General features: G+C 71.0%; 24 protein-coding genes and 1 pseudogene. 14 read left to right on the top strand and 11 right to left on the bottom strand.

Features of this window, described 5'->3' with window-relative positions:
- Positions 1-19: 19 nt before the first annotated feature.
- Together AQJ67_RS09170 and AQJ67_RS09165 are read right to left on the bottom strand one after the other, a co-directional pair.
- Positions 20-1,888 (bottom strand): ABC transporter ATP-binding protein, encoded by a 1,869-nt coding sequence (locus AQJ67_RS09170; protein WP_062717600.1) that lies wholly within the window; start codon positions 1,886-1,888, stop codon positions 20-22.
- Positions 1,885-3,732: an ABC transporter ATP-binding protein gene (locus AQJ67_RS09165; protein ID WP_062717599.1), complete on the bottom strand. Its 1,848-nt coding sequence runs from the start codon at positions 3,730-3,732 to the stop codon at positions 1,885-1,887. The genes AQJ67_RS09170 and AQJ67_RS09165 overlap by 4 nt, the downstream gene beginning before the upstream one ends.
- A gap of 208 nt (positions 3,733-3,940) precedes the next feature.
- Between AQJ67_RS09165 and AQJ67_RS09160 the strand changes: the two genes are divergently transcribed.
- Genes AQJ67_RS09160 through AQJ67_RS09145 form a run of 4 tightly spaced genes read left to right on the top strand, consistent with a single transcriptional unit; the run spans position 3,941 to position 7,499 of the window.
- Positions 3,941-4,843: an ABC transporter ATP-binding protein gene (locus AQJ67_RS09160; protein ID WP_062717598.1), complete on the top strand. Its 903-nt coding sequence runs from the start codon at positions 3,941-3,943 to the stop codon at positions 4,841-4,843.
- The gene (locus AQJ67_RS09155) at positions 4,840-5,574 is read left to right on the top strand and encodes an ABC transporter permease (RefSeq protein WP_062717597.1); all 735 of its coding nucleotides are present in this window, start codon (positions 4,840-4,842) and stop codon (positions 5,572-5,574) included. Before AQJ67_RS09160 ends, AQJ67_RS09155 begins: the two co-directional genes overlap by 4 nt.
- Before the next feature lie 25 nt (positions 5,575-5,599).
- On the top strand, positions 5,600-6,856 hold the full coding sequence (locus tag AQJ67_RS09150; protein WP_062717596.1) for a sensor histidine kinase: 1,257 nt from the start codon (positions 5,600-5,602) through the stop codon (positions 6,854-6,856).
- Positions 6,846-7,499, top strand: a complete 654-nt coding sequence (locus AQJ67_RS09145) for a response regulator (RefSeq protein ID WP_062717595.1) — start codon at positions 6,846-6,848, stop codon at positions 7,497-7,499. Before AQJ67_RS09150 ends, AQJ67_RS09145 begins: the two co-directional genes overlap by 11 nt.
- Before the next feature lie 95 nt (positions 7,500-7,594).
- Here AQJ67_RS09145 and glgX read toward each other — a convergent pair whose 3' ends face one another.
- Positions 7,595-9,841, bottom strand: a complete 2,247-nt coding sequence (gene glgX, locus AQJ67_RS09140) for a glycogen debranching protein GlgX (RefSeq protein ID WP_062717594.1) — start codon at positions 9,839-9,841, stop codon at positions 7,595-7,597.
- A 299-nt stretch (positions 9,842-10,140) separates the two neighbouring features.
- Here glgX and AQJ67_RS09135 point away from each other — a divergent pair, with 299 nt between their 5' ends.
- The 6 genes from AQJ67_RS09135 (at position 10,141) to AQJ67_RS09110 (ending at position 17,110) form a co-directional block, all read left to right on the top strand.
- Positions 10,141-11,382, top strand: a complete 1,242-nt coding sequence (locus AQJ67_RS09135) for a L,D-transpeptidase (protein ID WP_062718464.1) — start codon at positions 10,141-10,143, stop codon at positions 11,380-11,382.
- 170 nt (positions 11,383-11,552) lie between these two features.
- Entirely contained in the window at positions 11,553-12,824 is a 1,272-nt protein-coding gene (locus AQJ67_RS09130; protein ID WP_062717593.1) for a L,D-transpeptidase, read from the top strand.
- A 255-nt stretch (positions 12,825-13,079) separates the two neighbouring features.
- A complete protein-coding gene (locus tag AQJ67_RS09125) occupies positions 13,080-13,847 on the top strand; it encodes an enoyl-CoA hydratase/isomerase family protein (RefSeq protein WP_062717592.1) in 768 nt (255 codons plus the stop codon).
- Positions 13,848-14,147: 300 nt separating this feature from the next.
- Positions 14,148-14,651, top strand: coding sequence for an ATP-binding protein (locus AQJ67_RS09120; RefSeq protein ID WP_062717591.1), 504 nt, complete (start codon positions 14,148-14,150; stop codon positions 14,649-14,651).
- Positions 14,652-15,177: 526 nt separating this feature from the next.
- Entirely contained in the window at positions 15,178-16,359 is a 1,182-nt protein-coding gene (locus tag AQJ67_RS09115; protein WP_062717590.1) for a YncE family protein, read from the top strand.
- Positions 16,360-16,468: 109 nt separating this feature from the next.
- Entirely contained in the window at positions 16,469-17,110 is a 642-nt protein-coding gene (locus AQJ67_RS09110; RefSeq protein WP_062717589.1) for an ADP-ribosyltransferase, read from the top strand.
- On the opposite strand, the gene AQJ67_RS09105 is transcribed toward AQJ67_RS09110, so the two are convergent.
- Entirely contained in the window at positions 17,064-17,735 is a 672-nt protein-coding gene (locus tag AQJ67_RS09105; protein WP_062718462.1) for a GNAT family N-acetyltransferase, read from the bottom strand. The genes AQJ67_RS09110 and AQJ67_RS09105 overlap by 47 nt on opposite strands.
- A 62-nt stretch (positions 17,736-17,797) precedes the next feature.
- On the opposite strand from AQJ67_RS09105, the pseudogene AQJ67_RS49100 reads away from it, so the two are divergent.
- Together AQJ67_RS49100 and AQJ67_RS09100 are read left to right on the top strand one after the other, a co-directional pair.
- Positions 17,798-18,134, top strand: a pseudogene (locus tag AQJ67_RS49100) (MerR family transcriptional regulator); the annotation flags it as partial.
- Between the two features lie 58 nt (positions 18,135-18,192).
- Complete coding sequence (locus tag AQJ67_RS09100; protein WP_062717588.1) at positions 18,193-18,411, top strand: EF-hand domain-containing protein; 219 nt, start codon at positions 18,193-18,195, stop codon at positions 18,409-18,411.
- Positions 18,412-18,463: 52 nt separating this feature from the next.
- Here the strand turns inward: AQJ67_RS09100 and AQJ67_RS09095 are convergent, their stop codons facing one another.
- The 3 genes from AQJ67_RS09095 to AQJ67_RS09085 form a co-directional block, all read right to left on the bottom strand.
- On the bottom strand, positions 18,464-18,655 hold the full coding sequence (locus AQJ67_RS09095) for a hypothetical protein (protein WP_062717587.1): 192 nt from the start codon (positions 18,653-18,655) through the stop codon (positions 18,464-18,466).
- 170 nt (positions 18,656-18,825) lie between these two features.
- Positions 18,826-19,050: a hypothetical protein gene (locus tag AQJ67_RS09090; protein WP_062717586.1), complete on the bottom strand. Its 225-nt coding sequence runs from the start codon at positions 19,048-19,050 to the stop codon at positions 18,826-18,828.
- Between the two features lie 154 nt (positions 19,051-19,204).
- Positions 19,205-20,965 (bottom strand): 2-isopropylmalate synthase, encoded by a 1,761-nt coding sequence (locus AQJ67_RS09085; protein WP_062717585.1) that lies wholly within the window; start codon positions 20,963-20,965, stop codon positions 19,205-19,207.
- A 227-nt stretch (positions 20,966-21,192) separates the two neighbouring features.
- Here AQJ67_RS09085 and AQJ67_RS09080 point away from each other — a divergent pair, with 227 nt between their 5' ends.
- Positions 21,193-21,870, top strand: coding sequence for a FadR/GntR family transcriptional regulator (locus AQJ67_RS09080; protein ID WP_062718460.1), 678 nt, complete (start codon positions 21,193-21,195; stop codon positions 21,868-21,870).
- Positions 21,871-21,900: 30 nt separating this feature from the next.
- Here AQJ67_RS09080 and AQJ67_RS09075 read toward each other — a convergent pair whose 3' ends face one another.
- Positions 21,901-22,458 (bottom strand): glycoside hydrolase family 25 protein, encoded by a 558-nt coding sequence (locus AQJ67_RS09075; protein WP_062717584.1) that lies wholly within the window; start codon positions 22,456-22,458, stop codon positions 21,901-21,903.
- A gap of 127 nt (positions 22,459-22,585) precedes the next feature.
- On the opposite strand from AQJ67_RS09075, the gene AQJ67_RS09070 reads away from it, so the two are divergent.
- Positions 22,586-23,659: a serine hydrolase domain-containing protein gene (locus AQJ67_RS09070; RefSeq protein ID WP_079055850.1), complete on the top strand. Its 1,074-nt coding sequence runs from the start codon at positions 22,586-22,588 to the stop codon at positions 23,657-23,659.
- Between the two features lie 48 nt (positions 23,660-23,707).
- On the opposite strand, the gene AQJ67_RS09065 is transcribed toward AQJ67_RS09070, so the two are convergent.
- The 3 genes from AQJ67_RS09065 to gcvH form a co-directional block, all read right to left on the bottom strand.
- Positions 23,708-25,075, bottom strand: a complete 1,368-nt coding sequence (locus AQJ67_RS09065; protein ID WP_062717583.1) for an L-serine ammonia-lyase — start codon at positions 25,073-25,075, stop codon at positions 23,708-23,710.
- Positions 25,076-25,160: 85 nt separating this feature from the next.
- Positions 25,161-26,450, bottom strand: a complete 1,290-nt coding sequence (glyA, locus tag AQJ67_RS09060; RefSeq protein ID WP_062717582.1) for a serine hydroxymethyltransferase — start codon at positions 26,448-26,450, stop codon at positions 25,161-25,163.
- Between the two features lie 16 nt (positions 26,451-26,466).
- Entirely contained in the window at positions 26,467-26,844 is a 378-nt protein-coding gene (gene gcvH / locus AQJ67_RS09055; RefSeq protein ID WP_062717581.1) for a glycine cleavage system protein GcvH, read from the bottom strand.
- Between the last annotated feature and the right edge of the window lie 15 nt (positions 26,845-26,859).

Genomic DNA, 26,859 nt, shown 5'->3' with positions numbered 1-26,859 from the left:
CTGTTGTCCCCCCGATCGGTCACGCCAGACTGTCCCGCCACGCCCGGTGCAGATCCGCGAACCTGCCCGTACCCGCGACGAGTTCGGCGGGCGTGCCGTCCTCGACGATCTTCCCGTCCTCCATGACCAGTACGCGGTCCGCGATCTCGACCGTGGACAGCCGGTGGGCGATGACGACCGCCGTGCGCCCGTGCAGGACCGTCGACATCGCGTGCTGCACGGCCCGCTCGCCGGGGACGTCGAGGGAGCTGGTGGCCTCGTCGAGGATCAGCACGGCCGGGTCGGCGAGCAATGCCCGGGCGAACGCGACGAGTTGGCGCTGACCGGCGGAGATGCGACCGCCCCGCTTGCGTACGTCGGTGTCGTAGCCGTCGGGCAGGGAGCTGATGAAATCGTGCGCGCCGATGGCCTTCGCGGCCTGCTCGATCTCCTCGCGAGTGGCGTCGGGCCGGCCGATGGCGATGTTCTCGGCGACCGTCCCGGAGAACAGGAACGCCTCCTGCGTCACCATCACCACCCCGCGCCGCAGCTCGGGCACGGCCAGCTCGCGCAGGTCGACACCGTCGAGGAGGACCCGGCCGTCGGAGGGGTCGTAGAACCGGGCGAGCAGCTTGGCCAGCGTCGACTTGCCCGCGCCGGTGGAGCCGACGACCGCGACCGTCTGCCCGGCCGGCATGGTGAGGTCGAAGCGGGGCAGCACCTCGCCGCCGGTGCGGTAGCCGAACCGGACGCCGTCGAAGACGACCTCCCGGCCGGGGTGTTCCGACGCGCGTGCCGGGAGCTGCCCGGGCGTGGCCGGCTCGGGCACGGTCGGCGTCTGGGCCAGCAGCCCGGCGATCTTCTCCAGGGAGGCCGCCGCCGACTGGTACGAGTTGAGGAACATGCCGAGCCGGTCGATCGGGTCGTACAGCCGCCGCAGAAACAGCACGGCCGCCGCCAGCACACCGAGGGCCAACGTGCCGCCCGCCACCCGGTAGGCGCCCCACAGCACGATCGCCGCGACCGCGGTGTTGGCGACGAGCCGGGAGCCGACCACGTACTGGGCCATCTCCAGCAGCGCGTCGCCGTTGGTGCGCTCGTGCCGGGTGTTCAGGGTCCGGAAGTCGGCGTCGTTGGCGGCCTCGCGGCGGAAGGCGCGCACCGGCCGGATGCCGTTCATCGTCTCGACGAACTTCACGATCACGGCCGCGATGGCGGTGGACCGCACGGTGTACACGCGCGCGGCGCGCCGCCGGTAGCGCCGGACGAGGAGGTACAGCGGCACCAGGGAGGCCACGGCGACCGCGCCGAGGCCCAGGTCGAGCCAGAGCAGCATCGCCGAGATGTAGACGAACGACAGGATGACGGTGACGAGTTCCTGCAGGCCCTCGTCCAGCAGCTCGCGCAGCGACTCCACGTCCGTGGTGGAACGGGAGATCAGCCGGCCCGAGGTGTAGCGCTCGTGGAAGTCGAGGCTCAGGGCCTGGGCATGGCGGAAGATACGGCCGCGCAGGTCGAGCAGCACGTCCTGGTTGACGCGGGCCGAGAGCAGGATGAACGCGTACTGCAGGGCGCCGGACGCCAGCGCGCACAGCAGATAGCCGACGCCGACCGCGATCAGCGGCCCGAGGTCGCTGTGCCGGAACGCCGGTACGGCCGAGTCGATGGCGTACGCCACCAGGAGCGGGCCCGCCTGCACGGCCGCCTGCTGGAGCAGCAGCAGGAGCGTGGTGACGGCGACGCGGGCCTTCATCGGGGCGAGCAGGGAGCGCAGGAGGGCGGCGGTGGCGCCCGGGGGAGTGGGCAGTACGTCGCGGTCGAACGGGTCGTCCGGCGTGCGGGGTTCCGCGGCCGGCGGGTCCTCGCCGGGCTGGTCCTTGCCCGGTGCGGTGGCGGTGGTCGCCGTCATCGGTCGGCCTCCTCGGTCCCAGCCATGAGATGGGCGTACTCGGCGTTCGCGCGCAGCAGTTCGTGATGGGTGCCGACGGCGGCGATCCGGCCTTCGGAGAGCAGGGCGACGCGGTCCGCGAGCAGCACCGTGGAGGGTCTGTGGGCGACGATCAGCGCGGTGGTCTCCGCGAGCACGTCCCGCAGGGCGGCCTCCACGGCGGCCTCGGTGTGCACGTCCAGGGCGGACAGCGGGTCGTCGAGGACGAGGAACCTGGGCCGGCCGACGACCGCCCGCGCGAGCGCGAGGCGCTGACGCTGGCCGCCGGAGAGGCTGAGGCCCTGCTCGCCGACCTGGGTCGCGGTGCCGTGCGGCAGGGTGTGCGCGAAGCCGGCCTGCGCGACCGCCAGCGCCCGCTCCAGGTCGGGCTCTCCCGCGCCGTCTCCGGCCCCCATGAGAACGTTGTCCGCGACGCTGGCCGAGAAGAGGGTGGGCTCCTCGAAGGCGACCGCGACGAGGGCGCGCAGCGATGTTCTGGGTAGGGCGGAGATGTCGTGGCCGTCGAGGGTGATGCGGCCGGATGTCACCTCGTGGAGGCGGGGGACCAGGGCGGTGAGGGTGGTCTTGCCGCTGCCTGTCGCGCCTACGAGGGCCATGGATTCGCCGGGGCGGATGTGCAGGTTGATGTTGTCGAGGGTGGGTGGGGAGTCTTCGGGGGCGTCGGGATAGCGGAAACGGACGTTGTGGAAGCGGATGCCGTCGTTGTGGGGTGCGGGTTTGTGGGGGCTGGTCGCGCAGTTCCCCGCGCCCCTTTGGGGCGCGTCCCTTTCCGGCGTTTCATCCGTCTCCGGCGATTCATCCATCACCTCGAAATAGCGCTCCGTCGCCGTCGCCGCTTCCTGGCTCATGGCCAGGAGGAAGCCGATGGAGTCCACGGGCCAGCGCAGGGCTAGGGCTGTGGACAGGAAGGCCACCAGGGTGCCTGCTGACAGCTCTCCGTCCGCCACCTGCACCGTGCCCAGCACCAGTGCCGCGCCGGTGGCCAGTTCCGGCAGGGTGACGATGACGCCCCAGATCGTGGCCAGCAGCCGGGCCTTGCGCAGTTCCGTGCCGCGCAGGGTCCGGGAGAGCTCCCGGAAGGCCCGGGCCTGACTGCGGTGCCGGCCGAACCCCTTGATGATGCGGATCCCGAGCACGCTCTCCTCGACGACCGTCGTCAGATCGCCGACCTGGTCCTGCGCGCGACGCGCCACGGAGGCGTACCGCTTCTCGAAGACCACGCAGGTGACCATCACGGGCACGGCCGGGATGAGGATGACCAGGCCCAGCGTCCAGTCCTGGAGCAGCATGATGATCACGCCGACCAGGATCGTCACGCTGTTGACCAGCAGAAACGTCAAGGGGAACGCGAGGAACATGCGGAGCAGCATCAGATCGGTGGTGCCCCGCGACAGCAGCTGCCCCGACGGCCACCGGTCGTGGAACGCCACCGGCAGGCGCTGCAGATGCCGGTACAGATCCGCCCGCATCGATGCCTCGACCCCGGCCAGCGGCCGCGCCACGAGCCACCGCCGCAGCCCGAACAGCAGCGCCTCCCCGAACCCGAGCAGCAGCAGATACAGCGCGCCGAGCCACACGCCGGCCGGATCCCGGTCGGCGACGGGCCCGTCGACCATCCACTTCAGGACGAGCGGGATGACCAGCGCCAGGCAGGAGGCGACGATCGCCACGGCCGCGGCGGTGAACAACCGCACCCGCACCGGCCGCACATACGGCCACAGCCGCAGCAGTGTCCGCACGGCGGAACGGCCGGTCCGGTCGGTTCGGTCAGGGCTTTCCTCGGCGGTTGCACGTGTCGTCACCATCAGCAGCGAGCCTACGGATCGCCACTGACACTGCCCACCGAGTTTTGGCCGGTCCGCCCCCGGCCGCTGGACCTACGACCTGCGTGTTCGAGGGGTCGTACAGGGCCGGCCGGTGGGAGGTCGTACGGCGCCCTCAACCGATCGGCGGATGCGTCTTCGAGCGCGACGGCCGATGTGCGGGCCCCCGCGTCGCCGCGACCCTGATGCCATGTCCGTCATCGAAGTCACCGATCTACGCAAGTCGTACGGCGGCCGGTCCGTCGTCGACGGCGTCTCCTTCACCGTCGACGAGGGCGAGATCTTCGGCATCCTCGGCCCGAACGGCGCCGGCAAGACCACCACCGTCGAGTGCGTCGAGGGCCTGCGCGTCCCCGACGCCGGCCGCGTCCGGGTGACCGGCCTCGACCCCGTCGCCGAGCACGACAAGGTCGCCCACGTCCTCGGCGCCCAGCTTCAGGAGGGCCGCCTCCAGGAGAAGCTCACCGTGCGCGAGGCGCTCCAGCTGTACGCCTCCTTCCATCCGCACCCCGCCGACTGGCGGCCCCTCGCCGAACGGCTGGGCCTGGCCGACCGGCTCGACGCCCGGTTCGGCAAGCTCTCCGGTGGCCAGAAGCAGCGCCTGTTCATCGCGCTCGCCCTGGTCGGCAACCCCCGGATCGTCGTCCTGGACGAGCTGACCACCGGCCTCGACCCGCGGGCCCGCCGGGACACCTGGCAGCTCATCGAGGAGGTGCGGGACAGCGGGGTCACCGTCCTGCTCGTCACCCACTTCATGGAGGAGGCGCAGCGGCTCTGCGACCGGATCGCCGTGATCGACAAGGGCCGTGTCGCCGCGCTGGACACCCCGGCCGGGCTGATCCGCCGCTCCGCCGGGGCCACGGTGATCACCTTCACGCCGTCCGCGCCGCTGGACGAGGGGGAGCTGAGCGCGCTGCCCGCGCTGGCCTCGGTGCGGCACAGGGACGGCCGTGTGACCCTCGCCGGCAGCGACGAGACCGTCAACGCCGTGATCACACTGCTCGCCCGCCACCGCATCACCGCCCACCAACTGCGCGTCAGCGACGCCACGCTGGACGACGCGTTCCTGGACCTGACGGAGACCACGTCATGAACACCGCCGTACTGCGCACCGAGGCCCGGCTGCTCGCCCGCGAACCGGGCAGCCTCTTCTGGATCCTGGTGTTCCCGCCCTTGCTGCTGGCGATCCTCGGCGCCGTCCCGGCGTTCCGCGAGCCGCAGGACGGGCTCGACGGTCTGCGCGTCATCGACACCTACGTGCCCGTGGCCGTGCTGGTCGGCATGATCGTCGCCGGTGTGCAGTCGATGCCGACGGGCCTGACCGGCTACCGGGAGCAGGGCATCCTGCGCCGTATGTCCACCACCCCGGTCCGCCCGTCGGCGCTGCTGTCCGCGCAGATGCTGGTGCACGCCCTGGCCGCCGCGCTCTCGGCGCTGCTGGCCCTCGCGGTCGGACGGCTCGCCTACGACGTACCACTGCCGCGGCAGCCGTACGGCTATCTGCTCGCGCTGGTCCTCGCGGTGCTCGTGGCGCTCGCCCTGGGGTCGGTGATCGCGGCGGTGTCCCGGACGGTGAAGATCGCGGGTGCCGTCGGGACGGCGGTGTTCTTCCCGATGCTGTTCTGCGCGGGGGTGTGGCTACCCGTGCAGGCCATGCCCGACGTCCTGGCCGACGTCGTCGGGCTCACGCCGTTCGGCGCCGCCGCGCAGGCCCTGAACGAGGCCACGGCGGGCGACTGGCCCGGCTGGACCCACCTGGGTGTCATGGCCGGCTGGACCGTGGTGCTGTCGGTGGCGGCCGCGCGCTGGTTCCGCTGGGAGTGAGGGGCCGGCCGTGCAGACTGGTGGCATGACCGCGGTGGACAGGGACATCGAGCGGCGCTGGGAACTGGTCCGCAGCAAGGGGCCGTACGGGTTGCTCGCGGTCGCCACGCTGCTGTCGGTCGCCACCGCCGAGCTGACGCCGGGCCCGGCCGAACGGATCGCGGTCGCGGTGCTCGTCGCCGCCGGGTTCGCGGTCCAGCTGTGGTGGGGTCGCGCGAGCCGCACCCGCCCGGGCCCCTCCACCGCCGGCACGGTGTACTACGTCGTGCGCTGGGCGCTGGGTTTCGCGCTCACCTGGCTGAACCCGTTCTTCGCCTTCTACGCGGTCACCGGCTACTTCGACGCCGACGAACTGATCCGCGGGCGGCGACTGCGGCGGATCGGCCCCTTCGCCTGCTCTATCGGCGTCTCGGGGTCACAGGCCGGCGGGCTGCCCTTCGCGGACTCCGTGCAGTGGGTGGTGTTCGCCGGGCTCCTGGTGGTCAACAACGTGATCCTCACGGTGGTCGGCCACCTCACCTCGCAGCAGGAGGAACGCTCCCGTGCCCGCGCCGAGACCATCGCCGAACTGGAGCGCACCAACACGGCGTTGCAGCAGGCGCTCGACGAGAACGCCGCGCTTCACACCCAACTCCTCGTCCAAGCCCGGGAAGCGGGCGTCGCGGACGAGCGCCGCCGCCTCGCCGCCGAGATCCACGACACCATCGCGCAAGGCCTGACCGGCATCATCGCCCAGCTCCAGGTCGTCGCGAGCGCGCCCGACCTGCCGACCGCCCGCACGCACCTCGACCGCGCCGCCACCCTCGCCCGCCACAGCCTCGGCGAGGCCCGCCGCTCCGTGCACAACCTCGCCCCGGTTGCCCTGGAGCACGACGGACTGCCGCAGGCGCTGAAGAGCACGGTCGCCGAATGGGCCGAACGCACCGGCGTACAGGCCGGGTTCACGGTCACCGGCACCGCGGAACAACTCCACGACGAGCTCTCCGCGACCCTGCTGAGAATCGCCCAGGAAGCCCTCTCCAACGCGGCCCGGCACGCGCACGCCACCCGCGTCGGCGTCACCCTCTCCTTCCTCGGCGACGTCGTGATCCTCGACATCCGCGACGACGGCCGCGGCTTCGACCCGCTCGCCCTCCCCGAGCGCACCCGCACCGGCGGCTTCGGCCTCGCCGGCATGCGTGCCCGCGCCGAACGCATCGCCGGTTCCCTCACCGTCGAGTCCGAGCCGGGGCACGGCACGGCGCTGTCGGCTCGCGTACCGTTGGTCCGCCATGACCAGTGACATCTCGCTGTTGATCGTCGACGACCATCCCGTCGTACGGGACGGTCTGCGCGGCATGTTCGAGTCCGCGCCCGGATTCACCGTCCTCGGCGAGGCGTCGAACGGCGTCGAGGCCGTCGACCGCGCCACCGCCCTCGACCCGGACGTGATCCTCATGGACCTGCGCATGCCGGGCGGCGGCGGAGTCGACGCCATCCGGGAACTGACCCGCCGCGCCGCCCGCGCCAAGGTCCTGGTCCTCACCACCTACGACACCGACTCCGACACCCTCCCCGCGATCGAGGCCGGCGCGACGGGCTACCTCCTGAAGGACGCCCCGCGCGACGAACTCTTCACAGCTGTCCGCGCGGCCGCCGAGGGCCGCACGGTCCTCTCCCCGGCCGTCGCCTCCCGCCTGGTCTCCGCCGTCCGCACCCCCAAGACCCCCGGCAACGAACCCCTCTCCACCCGCGAACGCGAGGTCCTCACCCTCGTCGCCAAGGGCACCTCCAACCGCGACATCGCCCGCGAACTCTTCATCAGCGAGGCCACTGTCAAAACCCACCTCACCCACCTCTACGCCAAACTGGGCGTCAAGGACCGGGCGGCGGCGGTGGCTACGGGGTACGAGCGGGGGATCCTGGGCCGACCGGGACCCAACTGACTTTCCTCGCCCCCGCCGCCCCTACCCGTCCCATCCTTCTGGGGCTCCGCCCCAGACCCCGCTCCTCAAACGCCGGAGGGGCTGAATTCCCAGCCTCACGCGACGGCCCGCAGCAACAGCACCGCCCGCCCCGGCACCGTGACCGCCGTCCCCGCCCGATGCTCCACGCCCGGCGCCTCCCCCTGCTCCTCCCGCGACGTGTCGACGACCACCTCGTACCGCTCCGCCCACGGCGGCCCCGGCAGCACGAAGCTCACCGGCCGGTCCCCGGCGTGCAGCAGGGCCAGGAAGCTGTCGTCGAGGATCGGCGCCCCGCGCTCGTCACGGCCCGGGATGTCCCGCCCGGACAGGTACATCCCCAGCGTGGCGGCGGGCGCGTACCAGTCCCGTTCCGTCATCTCCGTGCCCCGCAGCGTGAACCAGGCCAGGTCCCGCAGCCCGTCGGCCGAGTGCGCCCGCCCGGAGAAGAACGCCCGCCGACGGAGCACCGGGTGCCGGTGGCGCAGCTCGATCAGCCGGGACGTCAGGTCGAACAGCGCCTTCCAGCCGGGGTCCTCCAGCAGCCCCCAGTCCAGCCAGCTGATCTCGTTGTCCTGGCAGTACGCGTTGTTGTTGCCGCGCTGCGTCCGCCCCAGCTCGTCACCCGCGACCAGCATCGGCACGCCCGTCGACAGCAGCAGGGTCGTCAGCAGGTTCCGCAGCTGGCGCCGCCTGAGCGCCCGTACGCTCTCGTCGTCCGTCTCCCCCTCGGCCCCGCCGTTCCAGGACCGGTTGTCGTTCGACCCGTCCCGGTTGCCCTCGCCGTTCGCCTCGTTGTGCTTGCGCTCGTAGGACACCAGGTCCCGCAGGGTGAAACCGTCGTGCGCCGTCACGAAGTTGACGGAGGCGTACGGCCGGCGGCCGCCCCACGCGTACAGGTCGCTCGACCCCGACAGCCGGTACCCCAGGTCCCGTACGTCCGGCAGCGCGCCGCGCCAGAAGTCCCGTACGGCATTGCGGTAGCGGTCGTTCCACTCCGTCCACAGCGGCGGGAAGGCGCCCACCTGGTAGCCGCCCGAGCCGACGTCCCACGGCTCGGCGATCAGCTTCACCCGCCGCAGCACCGGGTCCTGCGCGATGACCGCCAGGAACGGCGACAGCATGTCGACGTCGTGCATCGAGCGGGCCAGCGCGGCGGCCAGGTCGAAGCGGAAGCCGTCGACGCCCATCTCCGTCACCCAGTAGCGCAGGGAGTCCGTGATCAGCCGCAGCACATGTGGCTGCACCACGTGCAGCGTGTTCCCGCAGCCCGTGTAGTCGGCGTACCGGCGCGCCTCCGACTGCAACCGGTAGTACCCCCGGTTGTCGATGCCCTTCAGCGACAGCGTGGGACCCAGCTCGCCCGCCTCCGCCGTGTGGTTGTAGACCACGTCGAGGATGACCTCGATCCCGGCCGCGTGCAGCGCGCGGACCATCCGCTTGAACTCGCCGACCTGCTGACCCGTCGTACCGGAGGCGGCGTACGCGGCGTGCGGGGCGAAGTAGCCGATGGAGTTGTAACCCCAGTAGTTGCGCAGGCCCCTGCGCAGCAGATGGTCCTCGTGCGCGAACTGGTGCACCGGCAGCAGCTCCACCGCCGTCACGCCCAGCCGCACGAGGTGCTCGATCGCCGCCGGATGCGCGAGACCGGCGTACGTGCCCCGCAGCTCCTCAGGGATCCCCGGGTGCAGCTTCGTGAACCCCCGTACATGCACCTCGTAGATCACCGAGTCGGCCCACGGCGTCTTCGGCCGGCGGTCGTCCGCCCAGTCGTCGTCATCGTGGACGACCACGCCCTTCGGGACGTACGGCGCCGAGTCCCGCTCGTCGCGCACGGTGTCGGCGACATGCTGCTGCGGCCAGTCGCGGACGTGCCCGTACACCTCGGGCGGCAGGCTGAAGTCGCCGTCCACCGCGCGGGCGTACGGGTCGAGGAGCAGCTTCGCCGGGTTCCACCGACTGCCGGTCCACGGGTCCCAGCGGCCGTGCACCCGGTAGCCGTAGCGCTGACCGGGCATCACACCCGGCACGAACCCGTGCCAGATCTCGTGCGTCAGTTCGGTGAGCTTGGCCCGAGTCTCCTTCCCCTCCCCGTCGAACAGACACAGCTCGACGGCTTCCGCGCCCCCCGCCCACAGCGCGAAGTTGGTGCCCGCCACCCCGTCCGGGCCGACCCGGAAGCGGGCGCCGAGCGGCACCGGCGCGCCGGGCCACACGGGCACGGCAGGGGCCTTGCGCCGCGCGCCGTTCACGACGGCGGCCGGGCGCCCCTCCTCAGCGGCGACCGCCCCCGCCACCGCCTCCTGCTCGGCTGCGCTCGACACCTGTCGGCCTCCCACGGCTCAGGGACCACACGATGTGGAAGGAGAGCACACGGTCGTCCCTGGCCGCGGCTCCCCGTCGCGTCGTCCTCCCACATGTTCTGCCCACCGCGTGGCCAAGCGACCCCGGGCAAGTCGTCCGCACCCCGAAGGGGCACGGGCCTGGACCCGTCTGTGGCCCCGCCGCGTGGACGCGACCAGCCACGACGGACCCGCGGACAACCGATGTCCTACCCCGGCACCTCGCGGCCGAGCGCCCCACGCCGACGTTTCCCGGGGCCGCCCCGGTCGTTGGGGTGTTCGTGAGGCACGTACAAGGGCGCGCGCGGCGCGCGGGGGCCGCATTGGCCGCCGTACTGACATGGGCAGGACTGCTGGCCGGAGCCGCCGGCTGTACTACGGACGGCGGTGGCGCCGACCAGATGCTGGGCAAGGCGCCGGCGCCCGAGGACGTCATCCGGGTCACGCCCGACGACGAGACCAAGGGCGCACGCCCCGACGACCGGCTGCTCGTCCGGGTGGTCAGCGGGCGCCTGGAGTCGGTGAAGGTCGTCAAGTCCCAGGACGCACAGGAGACCCCGGTCCCCGGGCACATCTCCAAGGACGGCCTGCGCTGGGAGCCCGAGGACCCCGGGCTCGCGCTGGCCGCCAAGTACACGGTCGACGCGGTGGCCCTCGACGGCCACGGACGCCGCAGCGCACGGCACACGACCTTCACCACGTACGTCCCGGACGAGCGGTTCATCGGCTACGTCGCCCCGGAGAACCGCTCCACCGTCGGCACCGGGATGATCGTCTCCCTGGAGTTCAACCGCGAGATCGAGAACCGGGCCGCCGTCGAACGCGCCGTCCGGGTCACGGCCGAGCCCGCCGTCGACATCCGCCCGCACTGGTTCGGCAAGGCCCGCCTCGACTTCCGCCCGGAGCACTACTGGAAGCCCGGCACCCGGGTCACCGTCGCGCTGCGGCTGCGGGATGTCGAGGGGGCGCCCGGGGTGTACGGGCAGCAGTACAAGACGTTCTCCTTCACCGTCGGCCGCCACCAGGTCTCCGTCGTCGACGCGGCCCGGCACACCATGGAGGTCCGGCGCGACGGCGAACTGCTCACCACCGTGCCGATCACGGCCGGCGCCCCCAAGAACACGACGTACAACGGCAAGATGGTCGTCACCGAGATGCTCGAACTGACCCGGATGAACGGTGCGACGGTCGGCTTCCGCAAGGCCGACGGCAAGAGCGAGTACGACATCCCGGACGTCCCGCACGCCATGCGCCTGACTGACTCCGGCACCTTCCTGCACGGCAACTACTGGGCGGACGCCTCGATCTTCGGACAGAGCAATGTCAGCCACGGGTGCGTGGGGCTCAGGGACGTCAAGGGCGGCGGCGCGGAGACGCCCGCGGGCTGGTTCTTCGACCGCAGCCTGATCGGGGACGTCGTCGAGGTCGTGCGCAGCAACGACAAAAAGGTCGCTCCCGACAACGGGCTCGGAGGATGGAATATGGGCTGGAAGGAGTGGAAGGCGGGGAGTGCGGTGAAGTAACAGGACAGGGGGCTGAGTTCCTCGACCAACCGGCTATCGGCCGATGTTGGAACTGAACGGTGACAATCGCGCGGCGCCGACGCACATGACCTTGTGCTTAATATGCGCCGGTGCGCGCGGGAAACGCGTGGGGGCGCGGGCCTGACCAGGTCCGGGGAGGGGAGAACGACTTGAACGTGCGGCCGATATCGGGGGCGTCGGTTGACGCGGTGAACGCGCGGGGCGGCGTGGGCGGCGTGGGCGGCGGGCGTCGGCGGGGGCAGATGGCGGTGCTGGCCGGGGCACTGCTGCTCGCCGTCACCGCGTGCGGCGGGGGCGGCGGTTCCAAGCCGGGGGCCGGCGACGGGAAGGGCGAGGACTCCAGCACGGCGGAGGCCAGGAAGTCCCAGGCCGTCGTGACGATAGCGCCGGGGGACGGGGCCAAGTCCGTCGAGACCAGCGGCGCGCTGAAGGTGACCGCGGCCAAGGGCAAGCTCACGGACGTCGAGGTCAAGGACGCCAAGGGCAAGGCGATAGCCGGGAAGATATCCGGCGATGGCGGCACCTGGACGCCGTCCACCCATCTGGCGGCCGCCACCAAGTACACGGTGCACGCGGTCGCCAAGGACTCCGACGGCCTGGAGGCCGCCAAGGAGGCCGACTTCACCACACTGACCCCGAAGAACACCTTCCTCGGCAACTTCACCCCCGAGGACGGCTCCGAGGTCGGCGTCGGGATGCCGTTCTCGATCCGCTTCACCCGGGGCATCACCAACCCCGAGGACGTCGAGAAGGCCGTCACCATCAGGACCGAGCCGGCCGTCGAGGTCGCGGGCCACTGGTTCGGCAACGACCGCCTCGACTTCCGCCCCGAGAAGTACTGGAAGGTCGGCACGAAGGTCACGGTCGACCTCAACCTCGACGGCGTCGAGGGCCGGCCCGGCGTCTACGGCGAGCAGGACAAGAAGCTGTCCTTCACCATCGGCCGCGACCAGGTCTCGGTCGTCGACGTGAAGACCAAGAAGATGAAGGTCATGCAGGACGGCAAGGTCGTCAAGACCATTCCCGTCACCACCGGCGCACCCGGGTACGAAACCTGGAACGGCCAGATGGTCATGACCGAGAAGTTCGTGCAGACCCGTATGAACGGCGACACGGTCGGCTACGAAGGCGAGTACGACATCAAGGACGTCCCGCACGCCACCCGCCTGACCGACTCCGGCACCTTCATCCACGGCAACTACTGGGGCGGCGGCGTCTTCGGCAACACCAACGCCAGCCACGGCTGCATCGGCCTGCGCGACGTCAAGGGCGCGTGGGACAAGGGCACCCCGGCCGCGTGGTTCTTCAACCACTCGATGATCGGCGACGTGGTCGTCGTGAAGAACTCCAACGACGCGACGGTGGCCCCGGAGAACGGTTTGAACGGCTGGAACATGTCCTGGGAGAAGTGGAAGGCGTAAGCCCGCGGTGTTCCACGGCCCCGGTGCCCGCCTCGATGTGAGGTACGGCATCGGGGCCGCTCCTGTTAGTCCCCGTGCTGTGTCTGCCTGGGGGGCAACCCCCGGACCCCCGGCCGAGTGTGATCGACCGCACCCGAGCCGTACCCGTTAGTCCCCGTGCTGTGTCTGCCTGGGGGGGGGCAACCCCCAGACCCCCGGCCGAGTGTGATCGACCGCACCCAAGCCGTACCCGTTAGTCCCCGTTAACCTGCCTCCATGACCGTGAATCTCGAAGTCGCCGAAGGCGTCGGCACCCTCCGCCTCGACCGCCCGCCGATGAACGCGCTGGACGTCGCCACCCAGGACCGGCTCAAGGAACTCGCCGAGGAGGCGGGCCGGCGGGACGACGTACGGGCCGTGGTGATCTACGGCGGGGAGAAGGTGTTCGCGGCGGGCGCGGACATCAAGGAGATGCAGGCCATGGACCACACCGCCATGGTCCTGCGCGCGCGGGCCCTTCAGGAGTCGTTCACCGCGGTGGCCAGGATCCCCAAGCCGGTGGTGGCGGCCGTCACCGGCTACGCCCTCGGCGGCGGCTGCGAGTTGGCGCTGTGCGCGGACTTCCGGATCGCCGGGGACAACGCCAAGCTGGGCCAGCCGGAGATCCTGCTCGGCCTGATCCCCGGAGCGGGCGGCACCCAGCGGCTGGCCCGTCTGATCGGCCCGTCGAAGGCGAAGGACCTGATCTTCACGGGCCGGATGGTGAAGGCCGACGAGGCGCGGGAGTTGGGCCTGGTGGACCGCGTGGTGGCGCCGGACCAGGTCTACGCCGAGGCGCACGCCTGGGCGGCGAAGCTGGCGCAGGGCCCGGCCATCGCGCTGCGCGCGGCGAAGGAGTCGGTCGACACGGGTCTGGAGACGGACATCGAGACGGGGCTCGCGGTGGAACGGGGCTGGTTCGCCGGTCTGTTCGCGACCGAGGACCGGGAGCGGGGGATGCGGAGCTTCGTGGAGGAGGGACCGGGCAAGGCCAAGTTCCTCTGAGGGCGGCCCGGGAACTTCCGGTCTGAAAATCCGCCGAACCACTTGCAATTGACAGGACGTCTGATTCCGGGTCCCTCGATGGGGCTGTTTATGGGAGCCTTAAGGCAACCTTAAGCGTGCCTTGTCGAGGGAGCCTGTCGATTGCCTCCAGTGGACCCTTCGTCGCAGGTCAGCCAGGCTGCGAACGGCTCCGAACTGCCCCTGTCATATGCCGACCGAGTCGTGCGGAATGAGCGCTTCCGGGGGGTGTATTCCTCGGGAACGGCCCCGGCGGGCCCCGCGGGCGGCCATGATGGGGGCATGGCGGGGCTGGAGGGTATCGAACAGCCGCGGGGACACGGCCGTACGACTGCGGCGCGCTGGTCGCCGGCGGTCGAGGACGAAACTGCCGCGAAGGCGCTCGAACTGTTCGGCAACCCCACGGAGGCCGAGGTTCCGCTGCCGTCCCGCCCCGAATCCGCCGCCACGGCACGGCGTCTGGCGCAGGTGGTGGTCCTACGCCAGTGGGGCCTCACCCCGAAGATGACGGAGGACGTGGTCCTCCTCGTCTCGGAACTCGTCGGCAACGCCGTCCGCCACACCGGCGCCCGGGTCTTCGGCCTCCGTATGCGCCGCCGCCGCGGCTGGATCCGCATCGAGGTCCGCGACCCCTCCCGCGGCCTTCCCTGTCTCATGCCGGTCCAGGAGATGGACATCAGCGGCCGGGGCCTGTTCCTGGTCGACAAACTCTCCGACCGCTGGGGCGTGGACCTGCTACCGCGCGGCAAGACGACCTGGTTCGAGATGAGGGTGGCCGACCGCTGACGGTCACCTCCGGCGGTTGAGCCGACACTGCTGGCGCGCCCCCTCGACCCGCTCTCGGCGCCAGCCCCTCCAACCTTTGCCCACCCACCCACCCGTCTCGGTCTCCCAAGAGGCCGACCTTGAGGCCCTCACCCCGCCCGGCGTCCGAGGACAAGGCCCCGGCTGGATCCTTCACCCCGCCCGGCACCCGAGGATGAGTCGCCACCCGCCGACCCAGGCACTTTCAGCCCGTCCGGCGTTTGAGGACGAGTCTTTGCCGTCCCTAGCCCCCCACCCACCCGCAGGGGGCTACGCCGGCCCAGGCACTTCCAGCCCGTCCGGCGTTTGAGGACGAGGCCCGCAGGGCCGACAGTGGGGGTCTGGGGGCGCAGCCCCCAGGGATGGGACGGGTAGGGGCGGCGGGGGCGGGAGAACGTGGGGTCCGGCGACCCGCGTAAAGCGCTTAACCGGCAAATCGTGCGTTTTCTGACGTAAAGCTCATTAAATGGTCGCAGTCGCCGCCCCACCCACCCCGGAAGACCTGCCGATGAACCTCATGCACCGCACCCTCGTCGCCGGCGTCGGCCTCGTCGCACTCGCCGCCTGCGGCACCGAGCCCGCCCGGGACAAGACCCGCTCCACCGACCCCCACGGCACCCAGGCAGCCATCCCCGCCCCGGCGAAGAAGGACACCGTCAAGGGCCTGCCCGGCATGCCCCCTGTCCTCGACCCGAAGGACGTCTACGCCGCAGACCGTCCCAACAAGCTCTCCCCGGTCGTCAAGGACTTCCCGTCCCGCGTCTACGTCCCCAACACCGAGTCCGACACCGTCTCCGTCATCGACCCGAAGACGTACAGGATCATCGAGACCATCCCCGTAGGCCGCCAGCCCCAGCACGTCGTCCCGTCCTGGGACCTGAAGACCCTCTGGGTCAACAACAACCGCGGCCACACCCTTACCCCCATCGACCCCAAGACCGGCAAGGCGGGCAAGGAGGTCGAGGTCCACGACCCGTACAACCTCTACTTCACGCCCCACGGCAAGTACGCCGTCGTCATGGCCTCCCTCGACCGCGAACTCGTCTTCCGCGACCCCCACACCATGAAGCGGATCAAGACCGAACCCGTCACCTGCTACGGCGTCAACCACGCCGACTTCTCCCTCGACGGCCGCTACTTCATCGTCTCCTGCGAGTTCAGCGGCGAACTGCTGAAGGTCGACACCCAGAAGATGAAGGTCGTCGGCCAGCAGAGGCTCCCCTTCGAGGGGGCGATGCCCCAGGACGTGAAGGTCTCCCCGGACGGCAAGCGGTTCTACATCGCCGACATGATGGCCCACGGCATGTGGGTCCTGGACGGCGACAAGTTCACCGAGCCCACCCTGCTGCCCACCGGCAAGGGCTGCCACGGCCTCTACGTCAGTCGCGACTCCCGCGAGATGTACGTCTCCAACCGCGGCGAGGGCAGCGTCTCCGTCTTCGACTTCACCCAGAACAAGCTCACCAAGAAATGGCATCTCCCCGACGGCGGCAGCCCCGACATGGGCGGCGTCTCCGCCGACGGCAAGGTCCTGTGGCTGTCCGGACGGTACGACTCCGAGGTGTACGCCATCGACACCCGCACCGGCGAGCAGCTCGCCCGTATCCCGGTCGGCAGCGGCCCGCACGGCCTCGCCGTGTACCCGCAGCCGGGCCGCTACTCCCTGGGCCACACGGGCATCTTCCGCTAGCGGAAGGCCAGTTGAGCCTCACGTTCCCGTTGACCGGCGGTCAGCGGACACGCCGCCGTACGGGTGAATATCCGGGCCGCACCCCCACGGGCCCGGAATCGTGCTCCCCATGATCACAACTCGCCTGCGGCGGCGCGCCGCTGCCGCCGTCCTGTCCCTCTCGGCCGTCTTCGCAACGACGGCCGCCACGGCTCCCGCGTCCCCCGCCACGGCTCCAGCGTCCGCCGTCAAGGCAGCCGCCCCGGCCGCCGCCCCCGCCCCCGCCGCCTGTCCCGTCCAGTTCGACGACCGGATCAAGGCGGCCGTCGACCGCCGCGTCGAGGTCGACCGCATCACCCCCGACCCGGCATGGCGCACCAGCTGCGGCACGCTCTACCGGGCCGACGGCCGCGGCCCGGGCATCGTCTTCGAGGAGGGCTTCAAGCCCAAGGACGTCGTGACCGGCCAGTACGACCTGGAGCAGTACGTCCTGGTCAACCAGCCCTCCCCGTACGTCTCCACGACGTACGACCACGACCTGTACAAGAACTGGTGGAAATCGGGCTGGAACTACTACATCGACGCCCCCGGCGGCATCGACGTCAACAAGACCATCGGCGACACCCACAAATGGGCCGACCAGGTCGAGGTCGCCTTCCCCGGCGGTATCGCCCGGAAGTACATCATCGGCGTCTGCCCGGTGAACAAGACGACCAAGGTCGAGATCATGAGCGGCTGTCAGAGCAACCCGCACTTCGAGGCCTGGCACTGAGCAGCAACTCCGCGCCGACCGGACGGTAGCCGGCCGCCTGGAACGCCCGCACGCTGCGGGCGTTCCCCGGCGCGACCTGCGCCCACAGCGGCTCCGTGACGAGATGCCGGGCCGCGCCCATCAGCAGCCGCCCCAGGCCCCGGTGCCGTACGTCCTCGTGCACCTCGACGGAGACCTCCAGTCGCCCGGCGACCCCGCGCCCCATCACCAGCACGCCGCCCCCGACTGCCCACGCGCGCACCTCGTCGCGCCGCCGACGGGCATAGACGATCCGGGGATGGCCGGCGTCCTCGATCTCCCTCAACTCCGCCGCGAGCGGCGGCTCGCCCGGCAGCGGGTTGCCGACCAGGACCGCGTCGACGGTCTCCGCAGCGCGGCCCGTCCGCTCCATCAAGGCCGCCAGGAAGCGCGGGTTCATCGCCGCGGACAGGGCGTCGCAGTCGAGGCCGCGCAGGGTGTCGTACACCCACGCCGGCTCCTCGTCGGTGACGACGACGGAGTGCGCGGTGAAGGACAGGACGCCCGCGGTCCGGTCGCAGGGCTGGGGGACGACGGTCGTACTGCCGTCCGCGGGCGGGAAGACACCCCGCGCCGCCGCATCCAGAATGTCCCGCAAGCTCTCCACCACAGCCCGCCGCCCTTCCCTCCCCGTGCCCTTGAGTCTCCACCCACTGGAAGGCCCACACTTCCTCAGGCGGCTATCGGCTCTACGACGCCGAGTCGGCCGCCCGCCTGGAGCTGATCCGCACGCTGCGCGAACTGGGCCTGGGTCTGGCCCCCGCCGGGGCGTCGATGTGGTTCTCCCGCAAGCTGGCGCAGCTGGCCGCCGAGGCGCGGGCGCAGGGCATCGCACCGGAGTCGCCGGAGGCCGAGCGGATCCTGCGGGACCTGGCGGATCCTGCGGGACCTGATCGGCGACGCCGACCCCGCCGCCGTACTCGAACGCCTCCGGGCCGGCGTCTCCGCGCACCGCGCCGAGTTCGCCTGGGTGGTCGCCGCACTGCAAGCACGGACGGGCGGTTAATCTGACCTGCGGCAGCAAGCCAGCACAACACGACAGACGTGAGCAAAGGGGCGGACCGGTGGCGCACATCGACATCGAGGAAGCACGCAAGCAGTTCGAGCGCATCGATGCGGACGGTGACGGCACTATCACCGCCGCCGAGTTCAAGGCCGCCCTCGCGCAGGGCGGCGACTGGAACGTGACCGAGGCGGTCGCCGAGGCGATCATCAAGAGCCGCGACCTCAACGGCGACAAGCTGCTGTCGTTCGACGAGTTCTGGGCCTTCCTGAACAAGTGACCCGTGCGAAGGGGCGCCCGTTCACCGCGGAAGCGGCTCGGGCGCCCCTTCGTCATGCCGAGCGTGCGTTGCGCAGGAAGGTCGCGAGCATGTCGATGCCGATCTCGGCGGCGGCAAGCCGCGCCAGCATGGCGGCGAGGTGCGGAGCCTCCACGGAGAGCGTCTCGCCCGCGTGCACCATGAAGGTGTACGCGTAGAGAGCCGCCGCCTCCTCGTTACGGCAGGTGAATGGCCGTAACTGCACAACGGTCGCGGCGAGGGTGGCGGCTCTCCAGGCGTTGTCCGCGTCGGGCTGGTTCTTGCTCGCGTGCCGGGCGATGGCGGCTTCGAGGGCGGGGATGTCCTCGGCCTCGGGAGGCTCGGTGAGCTGGTCGGCGATGACCAGGGCCCAGCGTAGGTCGACGGTGAGTTCCGTCAGCGGCGCCCGGCCTCCAAAGCCTCTGCGAAAGCCTTTGCTGCGGCCAGGACGTGTGGCGGGACAGTCTCGTCCGGCGTCTCCTTGCCCTCGAGGTCCCGCTCGATGAGCGTCCGGATGTAGCCGGAGAGCATCATCCCGCGCTCGTGAGCTATGGCCTTGGCCTTGTCGACCAACTCGGCGGGAAGTCGCACGTTCAGCTGCTTGGTGTCCTGGGTCTGCATGTGAGCTCCCGAGTGCGTGAGGTGCGCCAACGATGCCGACTAGCATCACCTAGCAATTGCTAGATGTCCAGTGTGTGGGCATACACGCTGAGCAGGCCCAGTGCTCGCCCGCCCGCCCGGACGGTCATCGAGACCTCGGCCCGCAGCACCTCCGTCACCGCATCGCCCGGTTCACCGCTGACACGACCGCCCGGACCGCGGCCGCCGGCCCCCGGCCACGACCGGCGCCCCAGGCGGTGACGCCGTTCACCCGGCATTCGGCGTAGGCCGCCTTCCCGTCCTCGGTCGGGTGCTCGGCACAGTCGAGGACGTCGACGGCGAACCCGGCGCCGCCGAGGGCGTCGACGAACGCGGAGAGCGGGTCGGTGCCGGTGCCCTCGTGGTCGCCCGTGCGGTCCCCGGCGCGCAGGGTGCAGACGAACCGGTGCTCGCGGCCACCGTCGCCCTGCCCACCGCCGGCGTCCAGCTGCACGGACCACGTGACCAGGGCGATCTCCCCTTCCTCGACGACGTACGTCGCCCGGAACAGGTCGTACAGCTCCTTCGCCGTGATCTCCCGCCCGCTGTCGTCCGTGGCCTGCTGAACGACGGCCGAGAATCCGGCCCGCATGCGCGGCGGCAGGTCGAGATCGTGGTGGGCACGCAGCAGATACGCCGCTCCGCCCTTCCCCGACTGGGAGTTGACGCGGATCACCGCCTCGTAGGAACGCCCGATGTCGGCCGGGTCGATCGGCAGGTACGGCACCTTCCAGGGTGCCTGGGCCTCGGGCACCCCAGACTCGGCCGCCCTGCGCGCGTGCTCGGTCAGGCCCTTGCTGATGGCGTCCTGGTGGGTGCCGGAGAAGGCCGTGTGGACAAGGTCGCCGGCGTACGGGTGGCGGGGGTGCACCGGCAGCCGGTTGCAGTCCTCGACGACCTCCCTGGCCGCGTCGATGTCGCTGAAGTCGACCATGGGGTCCACCCCTTGCGCGTACAGGTTCATCGCCAGGGTCACCAGGTCGACGTTCCCCGTGCGCTCCCCGTTGCCGAACAGACAGCCCTCGACGCGCTGGGCGCCGGCCAGCACGGCGAGTTCGGCGCAGGCGACGCCCGTGCCGCGGTCGTTGTGCGGGTGGACGGAGAGGATCACCGAGTCGCGGCGGGCGAGATTGCGGTGCATGTACTCGATCTGGTCGGCGTACACGTTGGGGGTGGCGATCTCGACGGTCGCCGGGAGGTTGTGTGTGACGGGCCGGTCCGGGCTCGCGTCCCACAACCGGGTGAGCCCGTCGCACAGTTCCAGGACGAAGTCGGGTTCGGTGAGGTTGAAGGTCTCGGGAGAGAACTGGAAGCGGACGCCGTCGGGCGCCCGGCGCACCATCCGCTCGGCCGCCTCCCGCACCGCCCGCCACACCGCACGGCGATCCCGGGCCAGGACGACGCTCCGCCACACCGGCGAGGTCGCGATGTACAGGTGCACCACGGCCCGCGGCAGTCCGGCGATCGACTCGAAGGTCCGGTCGATCAGATCCGGCCGGGCCGGGGTGAAGACGACGGGCGTGACGTCGTCGGGCACGGCGTCCGTGGTCACCAGGTGCCGTACGAAGTCGAAGTCCGTGCGGCTCGCCGACGGGTAGCCGACCTCGATCTCCTTGAAGCCCGTCGCGACCAGCAGATCGAAGAAGCGGCGCTTGCGCGGGGTGTCCATCGGTTCGACCAGGGCCTGGTTGCCGTCGCGCAGGTCGACGGGGACCCAGAGGGGGGCGCGGTCGATGCGTGCGGAGGGCCAGGACCGGTCCGTGACAGGGACGTCCACCCGGTCCTGGAACGGGCGGTAGCGGTGGTGGGGCATGGGGCTGGGGCGTTGCGGATTCCATGGCTCGCGCGGGGCGACGGCCGCGGTCGTGGTCGCGTGGGTGCTCGCGGTGGTGGTCATCGTCTGCTGGGGCCTTCGGCTCGGTCGGACAGTGACCGGCAGCACGGCGCCCCGCGGCGGGGTGCCGGTCGGGTCACGCCCCGCCGCGGCAGCCGAGAAGAAGCAGACCGCGGAACGTCATGCTCGGCACGTTATCCACTCCTCAGCTCCTCAGACAAGTAGAATCTTGCTGAGTCCTCGGATAAGTGATCCGGCTCCCCGACTTTTTGGACATGTAGGTGAATGTCGTGCCGCTCGGTGCCGTCCGCCCCAGCCCGCTGGTCGAACAGGCCGCCGAGCGACTGCGCGAGCAGATCACCGACGGCCACTGGCCCGTCGGCACGAAGCTCCCCGGCGAGACCACCCTGGCCAAGGAACTCGGCGTCGGCCGGTCCACGGTCCGCGAGGCACTGCGCGCCCTGGCTGGCGCGGGCCTCGTCCAACCGCGCCAGGGCGCCGGCGTCTTCGTCATCGCCACCGAACCGGCCGAGGACTGGCCCGCCCGCCTGCGCCGGGCCGCGGTGTCCGACGTCTACGAGGTCCGCATGGCCGTCGAGGTCCAGGCGGCCCGCCTTGCCGCCCACCGTCGCACCCCCGAGGACGTCCTTGCGCTGCGGGCCGCACTGGCAGGCCGCCGGACCGCGTCCGCGGGCGACGACGCGACCTTCGTCGACGCCGACATCGCCCTCCACGCCGCCGTGGTCGCCGCGGCCCACAACCCCGTACTCACCGACCTGTTCAGCGAGTTCGTCCCCGTCCTGCGCGACGGTCTGATCGACCTCCTGACCCTCACCGGCCTGCGCACCCACGATCCCAACACCGCCGACGACGCCCACGAGGCCCTGGTGCGGGCGATCGTGGACGGGGACGCGGAAGGAGCGGTGGATGTGGTGCGGAAGGAGTTGGAGGACCCGTTCGGAGGGTAGCGGGTTCGCCTCGCTGTACCGGGCCGACCTTCAGGCGTTCTCGGCCCACTCCCGCAGCGCGGCCTTGCTCGCGAAGTTCGCCACGTTCTTGTCCAGCGGGCTGTCGGTGTACTGGTGGAAACGCCACTTCGCCTGGATCCGGGGCTTGCCCGCCGTCACGTAGTCGGCGATCCAGAGGCCGTCGCCGGCGTAGGACGTGGTGTCCACGTTCAGCCAGTAGTGCCTGTTGGCGTAAAGGATCACCGGGTTGTTCGGGCGCTTCTCCTTCACCTTCCGGATGAACAGGTCCTTCTCCGCATTGCTCGCGTGTGTCCCCTCGCTCGTCGTCTCCCAGTCGACGGCGAGGATGTCGCCCGCCCGCTCGGGGGCCTTGCTCACGAAGTAGTCCGCCTGGGCCGAGAGGTTGCCGGGCCAGAGGAAGTGGTAGAAGCCGACGACCAGGCCGGCGTCGCGGGCGCGTTTGGTCTGGGCGGCGAGTTTGGGGTTGATGTAGGAGCGGCCCTCGGTCGCCTTGATGAAGACGAAGGAGATGCCGTCGGTGTCGTAGGACGAGGACTGGTACGCGCTGACATCGATGCCACGGATCATGGGGGGACTCCCTGAAGTGCTGGTGGGGGGAGAGGAGTTGGATCGGGTGGGGTGTATGCCCCACGGTGGCATGTCTGACGCGTACCTGACGGGGAATTGTCAACATTCGGTGATGTGGGGGACGGCGATGTACGGGGAGAGGGTCCTGGACGGCGGCGACGGGGGCGGCGACCCCTGGGAGGGCGTGCACCGGGCGACGCTCTCGCGGGCCGTGCGGGCGCAGGCCGGGCGGTCCGTGGCCGGTGTGGACGACATGGCGGCGTATCTCGCGGAGCAGGTGGCGGACGCCTCCCACCGGGAGGTCGTCGGGCCGCTGCTCGACGGGCGGGGAGCCTGCGGGGTCGTCGTGCGGGGCGGCGCCGTGCTGGCGTCCTGGGGTGATCCGGGGCGTGCGGAGATGGCGTTCAGCGCCACGAAGAGCGTGCTCTCGCTGGTGGCGGGCGTCGCCTTCGACGACGGGGCGTTGCGGCTGGACGCACCCGTGGCGGAGTCGGTGGACCTCCCCGAGTTCGACGGCCCGCACGGGCGCGCGATCACCTGGCGGCATCTGCTGGAGCAGACCAGCCAGTGGGAGGGCGAGCTGTGGTCCAAGCCGACGTGGGTGGACGCGCAGAGCACCCGTGAGGGCACGGAGTCGGCGGGCGGACCGCCGGGTGCGGGCTGGGCGTACAACGACGTGCGGGTGAACCTGACGGCACTGGCGCTCACGGTCCTGTTCGGCCGTGCCCTGCCGGAGGTGCTGCGCGAGCGCGTCCTGACGCCGGTCGGCGCCTCGGACAGCTGGTCCTGGCACGGTTACGCCGGCTCGGTCGTGGCGATCGAGGGTACCGAGGTGCCGGTCGTGTCCGGTGGCGCCCACTGGGGCGGCGGGCTGTGGATCAGCGCCCTGGACCTGGCCCGCATCGGGCTGCTGTGTCTGCGGGGCGGGAGCTGGGGCGGGCGTCAGGTCGTGTCGCGCCGGTGGGTCGAGGAGCTGTGGACGCCCTGCCGGGTCAAGCCCGAGTACGGCCTGTCCTGGTGGCTCAACGACACGGGCGCGGTGTGGCCCCGCGCCCCGCACACCGGCCGCTGCGCTCGCGGCAACGGCGGCAACCATCTGCTGTGGGTCGACCCGGCCCGCGATCTGGTCATCGCCTCACGCTGGGGTGCGGAGGTCGAGCGGCTGCTGGTGGAGGTGTCGGGGGCGGTGCCGTGCCGGTGACGGCAGCAGGGGAAACGGTACGCCACACCCCCTGGCCCCCGACGTCCGTCAGCACTCGATGATGTTGACCGCCAACCCGCCCCGCGCCGTCTCCTTGTACTTCACCGACATGTCCGCCCCGGTGTCCTTCATCGTCTTGATGACCTTGTCCAGGGACACCTTGTGCGAGCCGTCGCCGCGCATCGCCATCCGCGCCGCCGTGACCGCCTTCACCGCCGCCATGCCGTTGCGCTCGATGCACGGGATCTGGACGAGGCCGCCGACCGGGTCGCAGGTGAGGCCGAGGTTGTGCTCCATGCCGATCTCGGCGGCGTTCTCGACCTGCTCCGGGGAGCCGCCGAGGACCTCGGCGAGGGCGCCCGCCGCCATCGAGCACGCCGAGCCGACCTCGCCCTGGCAGCCGACCTCGGCGCCGGAGATGGAGGCGTTCTCCTTGAAGAGCATGCCGATGGCGCCGGCGGCCAGCAGGAAGCGGACCACGCCCTCCTCGTCCGCGCCGGGCACGAAGTTGATGTAGTAGTGCAGGACCGCCGGGATGATGCCGGCGGCGCCGTTCGTCGGGGCGGTGACCACGCGGCCGCCCGCCGCGTTCTCCTCGTTCACGGCCATCGCGTAGAGCGTGATCCACTCCATGGCGAGCGCCTTGGGGTCGCCCTCGGAGCGCAGTTTGCGGGCCGTGTTCGCGGCGCGGCGGCGGACCTTCAGGCCGCCCGGCAGGATGCCCTCGCGGGACATGCCGCGCGACACGCACTCACGCATGACCCGCCAGATCTCCAGCAGACCCGCCCGGATCTCGTCCTCCGTGCGCCAGGCCCGCTCGTTCTCCAGCATCAGTGCGGAGATCGACAGGCCGGTCTCCTGCGTGAGGCGCAGCAGCTCGTCGCCCGTGCGGAACGGGTACTTCAGGACCGTGTCGTCGAGCTTGATGCGGTCCGCGCCGACCGCGTCCTCGTCGACGACGAAGCCGCCGCCCACGGAGTAGTACGTCTTCGACAGCAGCTCCGCCCCGGACGCGTCGAACGAGCGGATCGTCATGCCGTTCGCGTGGTAGGGCAGGGCCTTGCGGCGGTGCAGTACCAGGTCGTCGTCGAAGGAGAACGGGATGTCCCGCTCGCCGAGCAGCCGCAGCAGGCCCGCCTCCTTGATCGCCTCGACCCGCTCGTCCGCCGTCTCCACGTCCACCGTGCGCGGCGAGGCGCCCTCCAGGCCCAGCAGCACCGCCTTGGGGGTGCCGTGGCCGTGGCCGGTGGCGCCCAGGGAGCCGTACAGCTCGGCTCGTACGGCGGCGACGGAGTCCAGCAGACCCTCGTTGCGCAGGCGGCGGGCGAACATGCGTGCCGCGCGCATCGGGCCGACCGTGTGGGAGCTGGACGGGCCGATGCCGATCGAGAACAGGTCGAAGACCGAGATGGCCACGGTGGGACTCCTCAATACGGGGTGGAACAGGGGCGTGGGGTGTCCCGCTCACCTACGAGTGTGCGGGACACCCCACAAAAAGGGACTACTTGTTCAGACCGGGGTACAGCGGGTGCTTGTCGGCCAGGGACTTGACCCGGGCCTTCAGGGCGTCCGCGTCGGCCGCCCCGAAGGGAGAGGGCGCCTTCAGCGTCTCGGCGATGACGTCCGCGACCTCGGTGAAGTCCTCGGCCGTGAAGCCGCGGGTGGCCAGGGCGGGCGTGCCGATGCGCAGGCCCGAGGTCACCATCGGCGGGCGCGGGTCGTTGGGTACGGCGTTGCGGTTGACCGTGATGCCGACCTCGTGGAGCCGGTCCTCGGCCTGCTGGCCGTCCAGCTCGGACTCCCGCAGGTCGACCAGGATCAGGTGCACGTCGGTGCCACCGGAGAGCACGTTGACGCCGGCCTCGCGGGCGTCCGCGGCGGTCAGGCGGTCGGCGAGGATCCGCGCGCCCTCCACCGTACGGCGCTGGCGCTCCTTGAACTCCTCGCTCGCGGCGACCTTGAAGGACACCGCCTTGGCCGCGATCACATGCTCCAGGGGGCCGCCCTGGAAGCCCGGGAAGACGGACGAGTTCAGCTTCTTCGCGAAGTCCTTCTTCGCGAGGATGATGCCGCCGCGCGGGCCGCCCAGCGTCTTGTGGGTGGTGGACGTGACGACGTCCGCGTACTCGACCGGGTTCGGGTGCAGCCCGGCGGCGACCAGGCCCGCGAAGTGCGCCATGTCGACCCACAGGTACGCCTCGACCGCGTCGGCGATCCGGCGGAACTCGGCGAAGTCCAGCTGCCGCGGGTACGCCGACCAGCCCGCGATGATCACCTTCGGCCGGTGCTCCTTGGCGAGCTTCTCGACCTCGGCCATGTCGACCAGGCCGGTGGCGGAGTCCACGTGGTACGGGACCACCTTGAACTGCTTGCCGGAGAAGTTCAGCCGCATGCCGTGGGTGAGGTGGCCGCCGTGGGCCAGGTCCAGGCCGAGGATGGTGTCGCCGGGCTGGGCCAGCGCGAACAGGGCGGCCTGGTTGGCGGAGGCGCCGGAGTGGGGCTGGACGTTGGCGTACTCGGCGCCGAACAGCTCCTTGACCCGGTCGATGGCGATCTGCTCGGCGACGTCGACGTGCTCGCAGCCGCCGTAGTAGCGGCGGCCCGGGTAGCCCTCGGCGTACTTGTTGGTGGCGACCGAACCCTGGGCCTCCATGACCGCGACCGGCGCGAAGTTCTCGGAGGCGATCATCTCCAGGGTGGTCTGCTGGCGCTCCAGCTCGGCGTCGAGCGCGGCGGCGACGGCCGGGTCCAGCTCGTGCAGGGGGGTGTTCAGAAGCGACTTGTCAGACATAAGGGGGTGCGACTCCTCAGCCGGCGGTGTGGGCGACGTACTCGTCGGCGGAGAGCAGGTCGGCCGGCTCCTCCGTGACGCGTACCTTGAACAGCCAGCCGCCCTCGAAGGGGGCGGAGTTCACCAGCGCCGGGTCGTTCACGACGTCCTCGTTGATCTCGGTGACCTCGCCGGTGACCGGGGAGTACAGGTCGGAAACCGACTTGGTCGACTCCAGCTCACCGCAGGTGTCACCCGCGGTCACGGTCGAGCCGACCTCGGGGAGCTGGGCGTAGACGACGTCGCCGAGCGCGTTGGCCGCGAACTCGGTGATGCCGACCGTCGAGACGCCGTCCTCGGCGGTCGACAGCCACTCGTGCTCCTTGCTGTAGCGCAGCTGCTGGGGGTTGCTCATGGCCTGAATTCTCCT

Origin of the sequence: Streptomyces caeruleatus (assembly GCF_001514235.1) — a bacterium.
Classification (GTDB): domain Bacteria; phylum Actinomycetota; class Actinomycetes; order Streptomycetales; family Streptomycetaceae; genus Streptomyces; species Streptomyces caeruleatus.
This window is presented reverse-complemented; position numbering and strand designations above follow the sequence as displayed.

Coding starts and splice junctions, on each gene's coding strand:
- AQJ67_RS09170 (WP_062717600.1), bottom strand. CDS start 1,888: ATGACGGCGACCACCGCCACCGCACCGGGCAAGGACCAGCCCGGCGAG.
- AQJ67_RS09165 (WP_062717599.1), bottom strand. CDS start 3,732: ATGGTGACGACACGTGCAACCGCCGAGGAAAGCCCTGACCGAACCGAC.
- AQJ67_RS09160 (WP_062717598.1), top strand. CDS start 3,941: ATGTCCGTCATCGAAGTCACCGATCTACGCAAGTCGTACGGCGGCCGG.
- AQJ67_RS09155 (WP_062717597.1), top strand. CDS start 4,840: ATGAACACCGCCGTACTGCGCACCGAGGCCCGGCTGCTCGCCCGCGAA.
- AQJ67_RS09150 (WP_062717596.1), top strand. CDS start 5,600: ATGACCGCGGTGGACAGGGACATCGAGCGGCGCTGGGAACTGGTCCGC.
- AQJ67_RS09145 (WP_062717595.1), top strand. CDS start 6,846: ATGACCAGTGACATCTCGCTGTTGATCGTCGACGACCATCCCGTCGTA.
- AQJ67_RS09125 (WP_062717592.1), top strand. CDS start 13,080: ATGACCGTGAATCTCGAAGTCGCCGAAGGCGTCGGCACCCTCCGCCTC.
- AQJ67_RS09120 (WP_062717591.1), top strand. CDS start 14,148: ATGGCGGGGCTGGAGGGTATCGAACAGCCGCGGGGACACGGCCGTACG.
- AQJ67_RS09115 (WP_062717590.1), top strand. CDS start 15,178: ATGAACCTCATGCACCGCACCCTCGTCGCCGGCGTCGGCCTCGTCGCA.
- AQJ67_RS09110 (WP_062717589.1), top strand. CDS start 16,469: ATGATCACAACTCGCCTGCGGCGGCGCGCCGCTGCCGCCGTCCTGTCC.
- AQJ67_RS09090 (WP_062717586.1), bottom strand. CDS start 19,050: ATGCAGACCCAGGACACCAAGCAGCTGAACGTGCGACTTCCCGCCGAG.
- AQJ67_RS09085 (WP_062717585.1), bottom strand. CDS start 20,965: ATGACCACCACCGCGAGCACCCACGCGACCACGACCGCGGCCGTCGCC.
- AQJ67_RS09075 (WP_062717584.1), bottom strand. CDS start 22,458: ATGATCCGTGGCATCGATGTCAGCGCGTACCAGTCCTCGTCCTACGAC.
- AQJ67_RS09070 (WP_079055850.1), top strand. CDS start 22,586: ATGTACGGGGAGAGGGTCCTGGACGGCGGCGACGGGGGCGGCGACCCC.
- glyA (WP_062717582.1), bottom strand. CDS start 26,450: ATGTCTGACAAGTCGCTTCTGAACACCCCCCTGCACGAGCTGGACCCG.
- gcvH (WP_062717581.1), bottom strand. CDS start 26,844: ATGAGCAACCCCCAGCAGCTGCGCTACAGCAAGGAGCACGAGTGGCTG.